The sequence below is a fragment of the Anaeromicropila populeti genome, assembly GCF_900112775.1.
Lineage (GTDB): Bacteria > Bacillota > Clostridia > Lachnospirales > Lachnospiraceae > Anaeromicropila_A > Anaeromicropila_A populeti.
The window spans coordinates 349,518-366,362 of sequence record NZ_FOYZ01000003.1 but is presented as its reverse complement, the minus strand read 5'-3'; the positions used below and the strand labels follow the sequence as shown (position 1 = coordinate 366,362).

Annotated in this window: 12 protein-coding genes; 9 read left to right on the top strand and 3 right to left on the bottom strand. The window is 36.5% G+C overall.

All coding sequences use genetic code 11. The features are described from left to right. Positions 1-8: 8 nt before the first annotated feature. Complete coding sequence (locus tag BM305_RS05715) at positions 9-1,307, bottom strand: MFS transporter (RefSeq protein ID WP_092559734.1); 1,299 nt, start codon at positions 1,305-1,307, stop codon at positions 9-11. A 296-nt stretch (positions 1,308-1,603) separates the two neighbouring features. Between BM305_RS05715 and BM305_RS05710 the strand changes: the two genes are divergently transcribed. Further along, a complete protein-coding gene (locus BM305_RS05710) occupies positions 1,604-2,176 on the top strand; it encodes a hypothetical protein (RefSeq protein ID WP_092559733.1) in 573 nt (190 codons plus the stop codon). Positions 2,177-2,222: 46 nt separating this feature from the next. Here the strand turns inward: BM305_RS05710 and BM305_RS05705 are convergent, their stop codons facing one another. Next, positions 2,223-3,056 (bottom strand): AraC family transcriptional regulator, encoded by an 834-nt coding sequence (locus tag BM305_RS05705; protein ID WP_092559732.1) that lies wholly within the window; start codon positions 3,054-3,056, stop codon positions 2,223-2,225. A 208-nt stretch (positions 3,057-3,264) separates the two neighbouring features. On the opposite strand from BM305_RS05705, the gene BM305_RS05700 reads away from it, so the two are divergent. From BM305_RS05700 to BM305_RS05690, 3 genes are all read left to right on the top strand, one after another. Further along, entirely contained in the window at positions 3,265-5,019 is a 1,755-nt protein-coding gene (locus tag BM305_RS05700) for an ABC transporter ATP-binding protein (RefSeq protein WP_092559731.1), read from the top strand. Between the two features lie 2 nt (positions 5,020-5,021). Beyond that, a complete protein-coding gene (locus BM305_RS05695; protein ID WP_092559730.1) occupies positions 5,022-6,806 on the top strand; it encodes an ABC transporter ATP-binding protein in 1,785 nt (594 codons plus the stop codon). Positions 6,807-7,062: 256 nt separating this feature from the next. Then, the gene (locus BM305_RS05690; protein ID WP_092559729.1) at positions 7,063-9,108 is read left to right on the top strand and encodes a pre-peptidase C-terminal domain-containing protein; all 2,046 of its coding nucleotides are present in this window, start codon (positions 7,063-7,065) and stop codon (positions 9,106-9,108) included. A 54-nt stretch (positions 9,109-9,162) separates the two neighbouring features. Here the strand turns inward: BM305_RS05690 and BM305_RS18770 are convergent, their stop codons facing one another. Then, positions 9,163-11,184, bottom strand: a complete 2,022-nt coding sequence (locus BM305_RS18770; RefSeq protein ID WP_143099131.1) for a cellulase family glycosylhydrolase — start codon at positions 11,182-11,184, stop codon at positions 9,163-9,165. Positions 11,185-11,333: 149 nt separating this feature from the next. Between BM305_RS18770 and BM305_RS05670 the strand changes: the two genes are divergently transcribed. From BM305_RS05670 to BM305_RS05655, 5 genes are all read left to right on the top strand, one after another. Continuing rightward, positions 11,334-12,290: a tRNA dihydrouridine synthase gene (locus BM305_RS05670; RefSeq protein ID WP_092559728.1), complete on the top strand. Its 957-nt coding sequence runs from the start codon at positions 11,334-11,336 to the stop codon at positions 12,288-12,290. 170 nt (positions 12,291-12,460) lie between these two features. Beyond that, positions 12,461-12,862, top strand: a complete 402-nt coding sequence (locus BM305_RS05665) for a BlaI/MecI/CopY family transcriptional regulator (protein WP_092559727.1) — start codon at positions 12,461-12,463, stop codon at positions 12,860-12,862. Continuing rightward, positions 12,834-14,816: a M56 family metallopeptidase gene (locus tag BM305_RS05660; RefSeq protein WP_092559726.1), complete on the top strand. Its 1,983-nt coding sequence runs from the start codon at positions 12,834-12,836 to the stop codon at positions 14,814-14,816. Before BM305_RS05665 ends, BM305_RS05660 begins: the two co-directional genes overlap by 29 nt. Before the next feature lie 82 nt (positions 14,817-14,898). Then, positions 14,899-15,033: a hypothetical protein gene (locus BM305_RS19600; protein WP_272481944.1), complete on the top strand. Its 135-nt coding sequence runs from the start codon at positions 14,899-14,901 to the stop codon at positions 15,031-15,033. 90 nt (positions 15,034-15,123) lie between these two features. Next, positions 15,124-16,821 carry a S8 family peptidase gene (locus tag BM305_RS05655; RefSeq protein ID WP_092559725.1) on the top strand — a complete coding sequence of 566 codons (1,698 nt, stop codon included), beginning with the start codon at positions 15,124-15,126 and terminating at the stop codon, positions 16,819-16,821. Positions 16,822-16,845: the final 24 nt, after the last annotated feature.

Sequence of the window (16,845 nt, the reverse complement as noted above, 5' to 3'; positions counted from 1 at the left end):
GGTTGTTTCTATTCTTCCAGCGCATAGATATGTTTATCAGCCCGAAAAGGAAGGCAGGATAATGCACCAATGATTCCAATGATGAAAAATAACAAAGCTGCACCAGACCCCTTTCCAGAACCAAATAGTATTACCAGCTGGCTTCCAGAAAGCTGGGTGGCCATAAAAGGTTCAAATACTTTATCAACCAAAATGCCTCCACAAAAATAACCAAGCGGAATTGTAAAAAACTGCAAAGTATTCCGGACAGAGTAGACACGACCTTGCATAGAAATCGGAATTCTTGAACGGAAAAGTACATCTAGATTAGCATTCATAACAGGAATAAAAATCCATCCCAAAACAGCACCCAGACACCAAACGGGTGTACTTCTTCCAAATGCCAGGATAAAGTTTTCTGTACTCATGGAAAAAAGCAGGGAATTGCAAATAATCCTGGCTCTGCTTTTAGGAGTAGGAAGAATAGTAACCAAAATACTTCCTAACAAAGCAGCCAGACCAGTAAAAGTATTGACCATTCCAAGAGCCAGTTCTCCATTACCAGGGGAACGTGAAAGAACCATTGCTGGTAATGCAGCGTTATAAATAGAAGCTGTAAAATTGATTACTGCCAAAAACAAAATCAAATCCAGAATACCACGGTTATTTTTCAGATAGTGCAGTCCACTTCTGGCAGACTGGATAATGGTTTCCTTTTCCACATTGTCTTGTGAAGGGGACGGAATTTTCACAAAACAAAGCAATGCTGTAAAGGCAGTAGCAAAGGTTAGCAAATCAAACAGAATGACTATCTGAAGGCTGGTAATGGAAAGCAGTGCAGCTGCAATTACTGGTGTGAGTATAGAGACCAGCGAATTAGAAAAAGAACGCATCCCACTGACTTTCTGGTAATATTTTTCAGGCACCAGAAGGCTGATAACAACATCTGACGAAGGCTGTTGTACCGTATTCATCAGTCCATTTAGGGCATTCAGGAAATACAGATGCCAGATTTGCAGCCTGCCTGTTGTCAGAAAAAAAAATACCACAACACTACAAAGTGCCGCAAAGCTGTCACTAATTAGTATGGTAAGCTTTTTGTTCCAACGGTCACTTAATGCACCAGAAAATATACTGAATAAAACATATGGTGTATAGGAACAGATGGTAAGCAGGGAAGTAGTAAGTGCAGAACCCTGCTGTTGATAGGACCAGATTACAAGTGCAAAGCTAGTCATTGCACTGCCAAGTGCAGAAAATGACTGAGTAATCCACAAAATCAGGAAAGTACTAAGCTCCCTGGATGCTACATTAATATTTTTAAACATGACCTTGCTCCTCTTTCAAATAAAATATTTAATCAGGAAGGTGCAAAGTCTGTTGGACGAATGTAATTCACTCCGTGCGGCTTCGTCCGATCAGACCTTGCACGGAGTAGTGTCAATGCAGAGTTTCATATAAAACATCCTTTCATAGTAAGTAAATAATGCAATACTAATAAAATAATTTTACCATATAAAGGTACTTAAAGCTACCAAAACATTTAATTCTGTCATTACATATGGCAAAATCTTAAATTTGTCATACCATATCTTATAGTAAAAATCTAGGAAGAAATTATGATATGTTAAACTATAGATATGGAAGTAATAATGTGATTTATGTAAGAGATGCCCTGATTGAAGAGGTATTTCATGATAGAAATGCAGGCTATGTAACAATATCATATGGGGAAATTGGAAATTTTAATATCGTCCATATCCGTGTTGTACAATTATTAGTTGGGCAGACAACAATCATACAAAACCGCTCAGGGCAAAGCTTGCTGTTGCGTGACCTTAGAAAAGGCATGACCGTAGATGCTGTTTTCTCAAATCTTATGACGGCATCTGAACCACCCCAGGCAAGAGCTTTTGAAATCATCGTATGGAATGAAGAAACTCATTCTAATACTGTAGTAGACAGAGTGATAACCGTTAATACTGAAAATCATTTTTTTATTACAGGAAAGGCAAATCTGCCTGAAAAGCAAATCCGGTTTAATGTGAATCCTCAAACGGTGCTCCTAGATCAAAGGGGAAATAGAATCTGCTTATGCAGAATAAGGGCAGGACAGATGGTAAAGGTTACCCATGCTGATTTTATGACATTTAGTATTCCACCACAAACCACAGCATATCGTGTACAGATTGTATAAAATAATTCAGGGATGGAAGAATACTCCATCCCTGTTCTAAAAATTATTACTTTAAACTAGATGGTGAAACGCCATATTTTTTCTTAAAAAGCTTACTAAAATAATACGCATCATCATAGCCAACTTCAGCTGCTACCTCCTGAATACTGCCTTCCCAACCAGCTTCTAACAGTTCCTTTGCTTTTTCCAGCCGTATACTGATTAAATATCGGATAGGGGCATTTCCTGTTTCGCTTTTAAAAATTCTGGATATATAAAAAGGACTTAAATACATATTTTCTGCGATCTGATCCAAAGATATTTTTTCATTGTAGTGATCCTCAAAATAGGTAATAATCTGTTCAACTACATATTTTTTATTGGTAGAATCAAAAGAGCAGCCCGTCTTAATCTCCACAGGTTCCGTTTGTTCCCGGATAAGAAGCAGTAATATCTGCATCAGATAAGATTTAAGCATAAAGTACCTTCCCTCCCGGTACACTGCATTTTCAGCTGACATAGAGGCACAGATTTTAAACAGTCTTTGGCGGAGCTCTCCCGTTGTGTGAAGTATAATATCCTCGTCTACAAGAGGAAAATAATTTTTGGAATAGCCAGTAAAATAAATGTCAGAAAAACCAATAAAAAATTCTGTTACTGGGTTATGCGAATCACTGACAAGAGATTGATGCTTCACTCCTGGATTTAAAATAATCAAATCCCCCTCCCTGACCGTATAATATTTCCCATCAATATGATATTTCCCAGTACCAGATAGAATAAAATCCATTTCTATGTGGTCATGGCAATGATAACAGCATTCGTCGTGGGTTCTGGCTCCTGTCCAGATAAAAAGAAAAGTAGGGTTTAAATCTTCTATTAGCGTATTTTCACAGCACATACTTATAATCCTCCCAAAACGATTTCAATACCTTTTTCTATTGTAACTTGTTTAAAGTAAAAGGTAAATTGTTTTTTGCAAAATCCTACATCAAAGGTGCAAGATACTACATTTCATTTTCTTCAAAATAAGATATACTTTGAATTCATGGCAGAATATTTCAGAACGTAAGTGTCTGAGATTCGACAGGGATAGGAGGTATTAAAATATGACACCAATGAAGTGGTTTTATTCATTTTTAAAAAAGTACCGGGGACATATGATTTTGGGGTTATTGCTGACAACGGTTATTTCAGCACTTTCTATTATAAATCCGTATATTTCTGGTCAAATTGTGGATCAGGTTATCAAGGGAGAAAATTATGATAAGCTGCTGCCATTAGTAGGATGCCTGATGGTGGTAACAGTTGTAATTGGGGTTACACGCTTTTTTTATCAGGTGGTTTTTGAAACGGCATCCCAAAGGCTTTTGTATGATATGCGTGATAAAGTTTATCGTAAGCTTTTGGAAGAAGATTTCTCTTTTTATAACAAAAAGAGAACAGGAGATTTAATGAGCCGGCAGACAGGAGACATGGAAGCTATTCGTCATTTTGTGGCATACGTGGTGTATGTCAGCTATCAAAGTATTCTGATGTTTCTTTTTGCCTTAATTATGATTTTCACAGTAAATACCAAGCTGGCATTGTGTATGATACTGGTGCTTCCATTTACAGCACTTGCTACATACCGTCAGTCAAAGGAAGTACATCCAGCATTTAAGCGGAATCGTGACTGCTTTTCTTCTCTGAATGCCTTTGTTCAGGAAAATATTAGTGGAAATCGTGTGGTAAAAGCATTTGCCAAGGAAGAATTTGAAATTGATAAATTTACAAGGGAAAATGATAAATTTAGAGCGGCTCAGATTGATGCGTCCAAAATCTGGATGAAATATGTTCCGGTTTTTGAAGTCTTGTCTTATGTACTTACTATTTTGCTTATATTTTATGGCGGACATATGGTAATTCAAAATGAAATTACTATGGGGCAGTTGGTTACAGTAAATGGGTATTTGTGGATGCTGAATAATCCTCTTCGCATGGCAGGATGGCTGGTAAATGATGTAGGTAATTTTGTTACGTCGGTGGAAAAGATTTATGCTACCTATAGCGAGGAGCCACAAGTAAAAACACCAGCCACTGGTATTATCAAGAAACATCTGAAAGGGGAAATCGTATTTCAAAATGTTTCTTACCGGGCAGATGATGAAGACATTGTTATGGATATTAATTTTAAGGTAAAACCAGGGCAGACCGTTGGAATCATTGGTTCGACTGGTTCAGGAAAATCTACAATAATGAATTTACTTTGTCGTTTTTATGATACTACCTCTGGACAGGTTTTGGTGGACGGAACGGACGTGAAAGATATGGATTTGTATCATCTTCGGGACAATATCGGAATGGCAATGCAGGACGTGTTTCTATTTTCTGATACAATTGAAGGCAATATTGCTTATGGAAGACCAGATTGTTCCTTTGAAGAGGTAAAGAAAGCAGCAGTTATGGCAGATGCCAATCATTTTATCAGTGCACTTCCAGATGGCTATGATACGATTGTAGGAGAGCGTGGGGTTGGACTATCAGGAGGGCAGAAACAAAGAATTTCTCTGGCAAGAGCATTGCTGAAGAAACCGTCAATTCTAATTCTGGATGATACTACCTCAGCAGTAGATATGGAGACAGAAAGCTATATACAGAGTCAGCTGAAAAAAATAGAAAAGAATTGTACTATATTTGTAATTGCATATCGTATATCATCTATAAAGGATGCAGATTTGATATTAGTTATGAACAATGGCCGCATTATTGAGCAGGGTACACATGAGTCCTTAGTGGCTGCTGGTGGTTACTATGCAACGGCATTCCGTAATCAATATGGAGAAGTACCTAATGAAGTCTTAGTAGGAATGGAGGAGAAATAGTTATGGCTAGAAACCGATACGATATGGACGAAATTTTAGAAGACAGTTTTGATGTGAATCAATTAAAGCGTTTGGCAGCATATATTTCACCTTATAAAAAGAAAATGGCAGGAGTAATTTTGCTGATGTTGTCATCCTCTGCATCCACTATGATGATTCCAATTTTCTTACAGAATGTTATGGACGTCTCTATTCCAGATAAAGATATGAAAGCTATTGGAATTTACAGTTTTCTCACCCTGTTAATTGCACTTTATTCTGCCTTTGCACTAAGGTTGAAAATTAAAATTATGAGTGTAGTGGGACAGAATATTATATATAGTATACGAACCGATATTTTTAAACATTTGCAGGAACTTCCTTTTTCTTATTATGATGACAGACCTCACGGGAAAATACAGGTACGTGTAGTGAATTATGTAAACAGCTTAAGTGATTTATTAAGTAATGGTATTGTAAATACATTTACTGATTTGTGTAACCTGATTTTTATTTTGGCTTTTATGCTGTTTTTGGATGTAAAGCTGACATTGGTATGTCTTTGTGGTCTTCCTGTGCTGACTGTTGTTATTATTTTTATTAAGAAAAAGCAGCGGAGGGCGTGGCAGATACAGAGCAATAAGCAGTCTAACTTGAACGCATACATTGCAGAAAGCATTAATGGCATCCGGGTAACCCAGTCCTTTGTCAGAGAACGAGAAAATACAGGAATTTTTAATTTTCTTAGTAAAAATTATCAGAAGTCATGGATGCGGGCAGTTATGTTTAACTTTACTATGGGGCCAAGTGTTGACATTATTTCAACCGTAACGACTGCTTTTATTTATATTTTAGGTGTGAAATGGATTTTGTCACCAGACTCTACTCTGACAGTGGGTGTTCTAATTGCATTCACCGCATATATCAGTCGTTTCTGGGCGCCAATTAACACCCTGGCTGGTTTTTACAATTCTCTTTTGACGGCGATTTCTTATTTGGAACGTATTTTTGAAACCATTGATGAACCGGTAAACGTAAAAGATACTAAAGATGCTGTGGAAATGCCTCCTATTGATGGTACAGTAGAATTTCAGAAGGTTTCTTTTAGCTATGAGCCAGACCATAAGATTTTACAGGATATTAGTTTTACTGCAAAGAAAGGTGAAACGTATGCCATTGTAGGACCTACAGGAGCGGGAAAAACGACAATAGTCAATTTAATCAGCAGATTTTACAACGTGGATTCAGGAAAAATTTTAATTGACGGAAGGGATATTTCAAAAGTAACGTTACATTCCTTAAGAACCCAAATGGGTATTATGATGCAGGATAGTTTTATTTTTTCTGGAACGATTATGGATAATATCAGGTATGGTAATCATACGGCAACAGATGAAGAGGTAATTGAAGCAGCAAAAACCGTTTGTGCCCATGATTTTATAATGGAAATGGAGAATGGTTATCAGACACAGGTCAACGAACGGGGAAGCAGGCTTTCAGCAGGGCAGCGGCAGCTGATATCCTTTGCCCGGGCATTGCTTGCAAATCCAAAGATTTTAATTTTAGATGAAGCAACCTCAAGTATTGATACAGAAACTGAGTTAATCTTGCAGAAAGGTTTAAATAGTCTGCTTTCAGGCAGAACATCCTTTATTATTGCACATCGCCTTTCTACGATTAAAAATGCTGATTGTATTATGTATGTGGATCAGGGCGGTATTCTGGAAAAAGGAAGTCACGAGGAACTGCTTTTGAAAAAGGGACCATACTATAAACTTTATATGTCACAATATGAATTTTTAAAATGATAGAAAATGTTGTTGGATTTAGCTGTATTTATAGATAGATTTACCATGAAATGTTAATGAATTTACAGAATATTGTATTGAATAATAAAAAAAGTATCTGGAACTATATCAATATCTGATTAATTATGACAAAAATGCAAAAAATAGGACTATGATTGAGCGGTGCAATCTAAAAAATGTAAACATTGAATAATAATTGTTTAAGATGTATAATATCGCACAAGTAGTTTAATTAATAAGATATGAGGTGAAAGGTATGACTAATTTAAAAAAAGTAAGTATCTGCCTTTTTACAGCATTTATAGGTATGTTTATATTCAATGTACCTGTTTTTGCTGTAGCAGGTATGAGTGAGAGTGAATCCAATAATACAGCTTCTACAGCTGTAATTATTCCGTCAGACTATGATTTGACTCAGGAAATAGGAGGTTCCATTGGATATGCGGGAGATGTGGACTATTACAAATTTGTTCCATTAAATAATGCAGGTTATTCTATCGTAACACTGGGTACTACTGATACTTTTGGATATTTGTACGATAGCAATATGAATTTGCTTGATGTAAGTGATAATCAGCTGAATCCAGGCGGTATAAACTTTGAATTACGTTATGAACTGACCGCTGGAAGTACATATTATATTAAGGTTACACATAAAAGTGAGACAGAGACAGGCGATTATACCCTGAAGATTACAGGCGTAAATTATGATAAGAAAGACATTGAACCAAATAATTCGTTTGGAACAGCAGTTTCGTTAAGTGATTTTGCTACCGTGCAGGCAGACATTAGCACAGCAGGTGACGAAGATTTTTATAAAGTAACAGTGAGTGGTGGTGGTAGTTTTTCATTTGAAACATCAGGTGGCACAGATACGTTGGGATATTTATATGACAGTAATTATAATTTGATTGCTTCAGATGATAATAGTGGTGAAGAGAACAATATGAAAATAGTCAGCAATTTGTCTGGTCAGCAGATATACTATGTTAAGGTATGCCATAGTTCTCCAAATGGCACAGGCAGTTACAGTTTGCTAATTACACCTCCTAACGCAGTTTCAAGTACTGATTGGGAAGGTGGAGATGATTTCAGTACGGCAATTGATTTGGCGACAGAAAATTATTTTTCGTATTCAGGTGCTGGTATCAATTATTCTGGGGATGTAGATATTTACAAATTTACGCCTCAGGTAGATGGCATATATACGTTTCAGAATCCATACACATTGCATGGAAGAGCAAATGTATATGGGGAGGTGTATGACAGCAGTTTAACACTTTTAAAAAGTGATGCAAATAGCAGTTCAGCAGGAAATTTTCAGGTTGATGTTGAGCTTACTGCTGACCAAACCTATTATTTAAAGGTTGCGGCACCTGCTGGTAATACTGGAGTATATGGAATTGATATTGCAAGAGGAAAATGCCTGTCAGTTCCTCAGTATCTTCAATTGCCATATGATATGGTTTGTTGGGCAACTGCTTCTTCCATGGCAATAGCTTACTTTAACAATGATACACTAGATCGTACTGTTATGATTGCAAAAGACTGTGCAAGAACTTGGTATGCTGGTACAGAAGCACTATATGGAGCAGATTATTATACCTATCCGTCTGTTTTTAATCAGCCAGCACATTTGTTGAATTGTGGAAGCTATATTAATGCTAGTACAGCATTTGACGTAGAGGTAAGTGTATGGGAGAATATGAGCTCAGATCCAAGAGACTCGACATCCTATAGTTATTCTACCAATGAATTAATAAAAAGTATTAACAGTGGTTATCCAATTATTGTTAAAGTACAAAATAGTGCAGGAGGCAATCACTGCCTGATTGTAAAGGGATATAAATATGATGCCAATGGACTGAATGTAATCTATAATGATCCACTGGATGGTCAGGAACATATAAGTGTTGCAGTTTACCCTCTTGGATATGTAACTTTTTATCCTACTGATAAAGACCTTGAACCAAATGATACAACGGATGTTGCGATTCACCTTTCCAGTGATACTTCGATTCAAGGCAGCATTGGAAAAACAGGAGATGTGGATTGTTATCGGTTTAGTGCAGCAATGAATGATCACTATACGTTGGAAACCACTGGTACAACAGATACTTATGCTGAGTTATATGACAGTAATGGAAATCTGATTGCATCGGCAGATGCTGGTGGTGAAGGAAGTAACTTTAAAATCCAGTGCCATTTAGCTCCGTATCAAACCTATTATTTAAAGGTATCTCATAGTGGAAGTGGAACAGGAAGTTATACACTTACAAGTACGTATACACATCCGTTATAATCTATAAATGTTTAATGCCCCTGCTGGCTATCAAAGTCAGCAGGGGCATTACTGTTATTGTTGAGTTGTACCTAATGCTACACCATTCTTGCCAAGAGGTACTTGATGATCTAAACCGACAAATTTACCATCGCTGTTTTTCCATAATGCAGGTAACAGATAATTTTCATATTTGTTATCATTCCACTTTAAATCTCTGCTTCCAGGGAATGGAGTACCTTCATCACGAGTCAGTAATCCCCCTGTATCAGCCGAATCAACATTAATACACCAGAAAGTATGATGTAATGAATATTTATTAGCAGCAATATAATCTCTCATGGCTCTCAAATATTTTGTGTTCAGTTCCAATAGGGAATTACTTCCTTCTGTCATACCGCCCCATTCGCCAAGTAGTAATGGGGAAATTCCATCCTCTATAATATAAGCCCAGTTATCCTTCCAGCACTGATTATATAAAATTTCAGATGCTTCTGCATCATCTGCGGTAAGGAAAGCCCCCTGGAACCATGACTGATTATAAACAATAGGACCATAATCATGTGGAGAGTAAACTAACTGATCCTGATACTGGCCTAAGTCAATTGGGTAATCGGCAACACCTCTCAAATTACCACCCCACCAGTTGCAGTAGTAATCATTGGTACCGCCCCAGGCACTGGTATTAATTTGTGCATCATTCCATATACTATCTTTTGGATAAATTTCAACACCCTCTACAAAAATTAATGCATTTGGATTGACTGCTAAAATTTGTAATGCTGTCTCTTGAGCAACTCTTTTCCAGTTATTTGGGTCATCAGAATTATCCCAGATAGCACTTTGCGCTTTAATTTTTATATCACCAACATTTGTATGTGGCTCATTTTTTAAATCAAAACCAATAATCGTATCATCATTTTTATATTGGTCAGCAATCCATACCCAAGAAGATTTGAACATTTGTTCTGTTATAGTAGTATTATACCAAAGTGGATAAGTATGGCCCTGGTTATCGGTTTGTGCACTATGTACGTCAAGTATGACTTTAATACCTACTCTTTTAAAATTATCCAACATAAAATTGAACAATTCATAGCTATTTAATCCTGCTAAAGCGGCATTATTATAGCTGGTATCTGTGGAAGCAGGAAAAGTACCTTGACTCCAGGAGTATAATAATTCTGTTGAAATTGGCATTCTGACTACATTTATCCCTTTATCTGCTACCATTTCAATATCTGCAACGATATTGCTGCTATAAGAATCTAAAAACATAAGTTCTCTGCAATTGAATCCAAACCAGTTTGCACCAGTCAGCCACACTTTGTTGCCATATTGGTCCACAATATTTGTTCCATCTACATGAAGCCAGTCATCGCCAGACTCAGCAGCACCAGATGGCTCCGTTGGAGTGACAACAGGAGTCGGAGTGACAACAGGAGTCGGAGTGACAACAGGAGTTGGAGTGACAACAGGAGTCGGAGTGACAACAGGAGTCGGAGTGACAACAGGAGTCGGAGTGACAACAGGAGTCGGAGTGACAACAGGAGTCGGAGTGACAACAGGAGTCGGAGTGACAACAGGAGTCGGAGTGACAACAGGAGTCGGAGTAACAACAGGAGTCGGTGTTGGCACAGAAGTACTGCCGTTGGTATATTCCACTCCATTTATGTAGTATTTTAGCGTAAAATCTGACGTGTCAGGCATACTGCCCGTTCCGCAAAATCCGAAATTTACAGAACTGCCACTGGTTATGCTTTTTCCCCAGGAAAAAGGAGTAATTACATAGGTGTTACTGTCTTCTTTCAGCTCGGTGCACCAGATGCTGGTAATGGTAAAGCTTGTTTTGTCAACAAGTATTTTCCAATCGTCTATTGGCGTGTTTGAAGCATTTTTAATAAATACGTTAATGGAAAATCCAGAACTCCAAGCATTTCCTGCTGTTGTCAGCTCTAATGGAGCGGACTGGGAAGTGGCGGTGTTATCTGCCTTGACGGCAGCGAAGTCTGGAATTAGTATTGCCAGTGCCAATGACAATGTTAGTAAAAATGATACAATGGAACGTGATGTTTTCGTTTGATTGTGTGTTTTCATAATAACCCCCTAATTGTTTTTATTAAATTTTACCATCAAAAGCAAGGATTGAAAATACAAATAATGACTAAATATATACTTTTTGATTGTAAAATATGACGATTTAGGTGTAAAATAGTTAGAAAACAGAATAAAGGAGAAGCAGGAATATGAAATTTTATTTAGCACCAATGGAAGGTGTGACAGGCTATATTTTCAGAAATGCCTATCATACTTTTTTTAATCATATAGATAAATATTTTGCACCATTTATAGTTGCAAACCAAAGGGATAGCTTTAAGACTAGAGATTTGAATGACATTTTACCAGAACATAACGAAGGCATTAAATTAGTTCCACAGCTTTTGACCAATCAGGCAAAGGATTTTATACAAACCTCAAAAAGAATAAAGGAGCTTGGCTATCTTGAGCTTAATTTAAATCTAGGATGTCCATCCAAAACGGTAGTGTCAAAAAACAGGGGTTCAGGTTTTTTGGCTCAGCCAGAAGAATTGGATCATTTTTTAGAAGAAGTTTTTTCACAAGCCATAACAAAAATTTCAATCAAAACAAGAATTGGAAGAGATCATCCAGAAGAGTTTAGAAAATTAATTGAGATTTTTAATAAGTATCCACTTGAAGAACTAATTATTCATCCCCGCGTGCAAAAGGATTTTTATAAAAATAAGCCTAACTGGAATGTGTTTCAGGAAGCACTGGTAGTTAGTAAAAATCCTGTCTGCTATAATGGAGATATTTTTCAAGTAAATAATTTTAATGAACTGACAGCAGCTTTTCCACTGGTTGAGCATGTTATGATGGGAAGGGGCTTGATTGCAAATCCAGGAATAATAAAAGAAATTACAGAGGGAAAACTAGTTGAAAAGGAACTTCTAAAGGAATTTCATGATAAAATTTATAGCGATTACAGACAGGTTCTTTTTGGAGATAAAAATGTGTTGTTTAAGATGAAGGAACTTTGGTTTTATATGATTCAAGTATTTTCCGACAATGAAAAATATCATAAAAAAATTAGAAAATCGGAAAGACTGGGTGATTATGAGGAGACTGTAACAAGGCTGTTTGTGGAGCAGGATATACAGAGGGAGAGAAAGATTTCGTTCTAATAGGAGATGATGTCTCCGTTTTATATAAGCTAAAACACAAATTCGTTGACAAATGTCATCTTTTTATTGACATTTGTCAACGAACGTAGTATAGTAATTGTATGGTAAATAATGTATCGGTATATTTTTAACCTTGTCACCAACAATTGATTAAAAAGGAGCTGAATAAAATGGATGCAAAAGACAATTATGAGAGACTTCCGGATTCTGAACTGCTGGTAATGAAAATAATATGGGAAGCAGAAACACCTGTTGGAACAGGAAAAGTGGTAGAATTAGTATCTGAGCAAAAGGACTGGACCCGATCAACGATACAGGTGCTGCTGACTCGTCTGGAGGAACGTGGATTTATTGGAATTGAAAAAAGAGGAAGATTCAAGTATTATATTCCTTTGATTGAGGAAGAAGAGTATCTGGCAAAAGAAACAAAAACCTTTTTAGAGCAATTTTACAGCAATTCTTACAAAAAATTAATTGCTTCACTTGTACAGGATCAGGCAATTTCAAAGGAAGACATGGATGATATTATTCAAATCATAACAGATGCCAAGAGAGGTGAAAAAAATGATTGATTTCTTTCTAACAGTTCTTGTTATATCTGCTGGCTGCTCTTTTCTCATTTGTATGGCAGTATTACTGGATAAAATATTTTGTAAGAAATATTCTAGGCACTGGAACTATATTGTCTGGTTTCTGATTGCTATACGACTTTTGCTGCCACTAAATGTTCAATTAGTAAAGCTGCCATTTGTAGAAAACAAGGAAAGAGCAGCTGTAGTGGTAACTAATCAAAATATTAATGAAACAGACAAAAATAAGCAAACGATCTTGTCAAAAAATAATCAGGAAGAAGCAAAGAGTGTACAGAGTGATCATACGGATTTTTTATTAACAGAAAAGGAGACAGACAGCAGTACACAAATAAAAGAATCAGGTAACCACCATATGCCTTGGGTTTCATTTGAGAGTATTATAAAAGGGGCATCTTTAATCTGGATGATTGGTGTGTTTCTAGTTATGTTATATCATATTATGGCATACATGAGCTTTCAAAAAAAGATAAGCAAATGGTGCCACTCTGTAAGAAACAGCGAAATACACAATGTACTACAAGAACTTTGCACTGAAATGGATATTAAAGAAGAAATCAGACTTGTGACCTGTCCCTTAATTCATTCACCAATGTTAACAGGATTTAGAAACCCTGTCATTGTGCTTCCTACAAAAGAATTTACTTTAGAACAGTATAGCTTTATTTTAAAACATGAACTGGTTCATTATAAAAACCACGATTTATATTATAAGCTTTTATTACTGTGTGCAACAGGATTTCACTGGTTTAATCCATTGGTACATTACATGGCAAGAACTGCTTATTCAGACATTGAATTGTATTGTGATGAAAAGGTGGTTAAGGAAAGGAATTTGCAGTATAGGGAAGAATATAGTCTGACATTACTGCAAATCATGTCAGGTACTTACGGGGATAATATACTTCTTACAACAGGTTTCAGCGAGAAAAAGAAGCAGGTAAAAAAGAGAGTTTATCAGATTATGAATATAAAACCAACGAAAAGAGGTACTAGTATTATTATAGGCGTTATTTGCGTAATTTTTCTTATATCTAATATAACTGGATCTTTCCTTCCATCTAAGGTAAGCAAGGCAGAAACCATAGGTGTGGAGGTAGAAGAAGTGGGAATAGAAGAAAGTATAACTGAAACAGAGAAAAATGAAAGTCAGGATTTATTAGAAAAAGCAAGTCATATTTTAGTGGTTGGATTGGATGGAACAAATGACGATACAAATGTAAGAGCTGATAGCATTTTAATTGTCAGCATCAATCCAGTTTCTAAAAAAGTGGTTTTAACATCCTTTCTTCGTGATATGTACCTATCGGTTCCAGAAATAGGTGAAAATAAGTTGAGTGCCGTATATTCCTTGGGCGGAATTCAACTGGTAGAAGATACTATTGAAACTAATTTTCAGTTTTCCATTGACCATACTATTTCTGTTAATATGAAAGCATTTGAAACTATCATAGATGCTATTGGAGGAGTAGAACTGGAATTATCAGAGAAAGAAGCCGAATACCTGAATCAAACAAATTATATTTCAAAAAAAGAATGTCGTAATGTCCTGAAAGGAAGGCAAAGACTAAACGGAAGTCAGGCACTTGGCTATGTCAGAGTGCGTCAGGTATCTGATGAAAATGGTGAAAATGGTGAGTTTGGACGAACTGCACGATTACGAAAACTTCTTTCAGCGATAATGAAAGAATATAAAAAACAAGATATTATGAAAATTGGCTCTCTATTTTTAACGATTCAGTCAGAAGTTACCACTGATTTAAGTTATACGGAATTACTCACATATTTAAGGACGGTATGCAATGATACGGTGACTGCCAGCACAGCATCCATTCCTGTTATAGAAACCTATACACTGGAAACCCAGCAAGGAATGAGTGTACTGGTTCCTGATTTGGATAAAAATATAAAAGCATTTGAAAAGTTTACAGGATAAATATAAACGATTGGGAAATAGTAATTGCTGTAACTAGAATTTAAGGTAAACTCTAATTAAATTCAAAAATAGGAGGTCGTTTATGCCGAAAGACAGTCAGCCAGATAAAAAGGAAGTACGAATGGAAAAGTGCAATGGTCAGACACCATTAACAAGAGAAAATCAGAATAAGAATAAAAATGCAAAGCACCAGTCAATCAAACAAAATGATGTGTAATACAAAAAGGGGACGAAAGTTCCCTTTTTGTGTAATCTGACAATAATGATCATATACTATAATTAGCAAAGAATATAAAAGGAAAATAGCATGTCAGATATTGTGAATCCAATTATTAGTGAAGAGTACGCTGATTTATTAATTCCAAAGAATGATATAGAAGATATGCTTCAGATATTTCCAGATGCAATTGTGACTCCCATTAATTATATTATTTCATTGTTGAATATTCCCGTTTCCTATATTACAAACCAGACCATCAGCAGACTAGGATATGGGTTATTTCCAGGGTATCTTGGATTAGTGGGAAAAGAAAGCCTTGAGGCATCTGGTATTACGAAATTACGGGGGATTCCTGCATTGAATCTTCGGGGAGAAGGGGTTTTAATCGGCATACTGGATACAGGAATTGATTATACAAATCCTATTTTCCAATATCCTGATGGAACTACAAGAATTGTTTCAATTTGGGATCAGACTATCCAAAGTGAAAACCAGCCAGAAGGATTTTTGTATGGAACGGAATATACAAGAGAACAAATAAATTTAGCATTACAAAGTGAAAATCCATTTGATATTGTACCAACCAGAGATGAAAACGGTCATGGAACGATGATTGCCGGCATTGCTGGAGGGAACGAGGTTCCTGAAAAAGATTTTTACGGAATTGCGTCACAGGCGGAGTTTGTAGTAGTAAAGCTGAAGACTGCAAAAAAATATTTTAAAGAATTTTATTTTATCTTAGAAGATGCGGTTGTATATCAGGAAAATGATTTTTCATTTGCATTGGAATATTTATTGGCTGTTGCTGCAAAACTATCACGTCCAATGACAATCGGCATTGCCATCAGCAGCTTTGAAGGACCTCATGATGGAAGAGGTGATTTAAGCACCTATCTTTCTTTAATTGCAGCAACACCAGGAATAGCCTGTACTCTTCCAGCGGGCAATGAAGGAATAGCCAGAAGACATTATTTCGGAATGCCCGATGCAAAAACGAGAAGCAACATAGTGGAATTAAATGTAGGAGAAAATGCCCACAGCTTTACTATGCAGTTATGGGGAAAGCGGCCAAATATATATTCTGTTGATATCATTTCACCTTCAGGTGAATATGTTCCAAGACTGATATACAGCATAAATGAATTTAGAGAAATCAGCTTCATTTTTGAGAAAACCGTCATATACTTAGATTATCAATTTATGGAATCGCAGAGTTCCGATCCATTTATTATGTTTCGTTTTAAAGATCCCGATCCAGGTATTTGGAAAATCAATGTTTATGAAGTAGGGGATATAAAATATGGCTTTCATATTTGGCTTCCCATGGAGGGCTTTGTATCAGATAATATTTTTTTCATTCAGCCAGATCCTTATATGACAGTATTAAGTCTTAGCACTAATCCAACAGCAATTGTGGCAACAGCTTATGATTATACCGATGACAGCTTATTCAAAGAAGCAAGCAAGGGATATACCCGGGCTGGAGATATCAACCCACAGCTGGCAGCACCAGGCGTTAATGTTATAGGGCCAACGCTGGAGCATTCCTTTACTCCGTATAGTGGAACCAGCATTTCCTCCGCCTATACGGCTGGAGTTGCAGCTATGCTTTTAGAATGGGGAATTGTACAGGGAAATCTGCCCAATATGAGTACTGTTGATATGAGGATTTTATTGATAAGAGGGGCAAGAAGATTAAAAGGTGTGGAATATCCAAATCGAGAGTGGGGATATGGAATTCTTGACATTTATAATGTATTTGATAGTCTGCGAACGAAGGGATAGGATAAATCATGTGAGGAGGAAGCG

Coding starts and splice junctions, on each gene's coding strand:
- BM305_RS05710 (WP_092559733.1), top strand. CDS start 1,604: ATGTTAAACTATAGATATGGAAGTAATAATGTGATTTATGTAAGAGAT.
- BM305_RS05700 (WP_092559731.1), top strand. CDS start 3,265: ATGACACCAATGAAGTGGTTTTATTCATTTTTAAAAAAGTACCGGGGA.
- BM305_RS05705 (WP_092559732.1), bottom strand. CDS start 3,056: ATGTGCTGTGAAAATACGCTAATAGAAGATTTAAACCCTACTTTTCTT.
- BM305_RS18770 (WP_143099131.1), bottom strand. CDS start 11,184: ATGAAAACACACAATCAAACGAAAACATCACGTTCCATTGTATCATTT.
- BM305_RS05695 (WP_092559730.1), top strand. CDS start 5,022: ATGGCTAGAAACCGATACGATATGGACGAAATTTTAGAAGACAGTTTT.
- BM305_RS05670 (WP_092559728.1), top strand. CDS start 11,334: ATGAAATTTTATTTAGCACCAATGGAAGGTGTGACAGGCTATATTTTC.
- BM305_RS05690 (WP_092559729.1), top strand. CDS start 7,063: ATGACTAATTTAAAAAAAGTAAGTATCTGCCTTTTTACAGCATTTATA.
- BM305_RS05665 (WP_092559727.1), top strand. CDS start 12,461: ATGGATGCAAAAGACAATTATGAGAGACTTCCGGATTCTGAACTGCTG.
- BM305_RS19600 (WP_272481944.1), top strand. CDS start 14,899: ATGCCGAAAGACAGTCAGCCAGATAAAAAGGAAGTACGAATGGAAAAG.
- BM305_RS05660 (WP_092559726.1), top strand. CDS start 12,834: ATGCCAAGAGAGGTGAAAAAAATGATTGATTTCTTTCTAACAGTTCTT.
- BM305_RS05715 (WP_092559734.1), bottom strand. CDS start 1,307: ATGTTTAAAAATATTAATGTAGCATCCAGGGAGCTTAGTACTTTCCTG.
- BM305_RS05655 (WP_092559725.1), top strand. CDS start 15,124: ATGTCAGATATTGTGAATCCAATTATTAGTGAAGAGTACGCTGATTTA.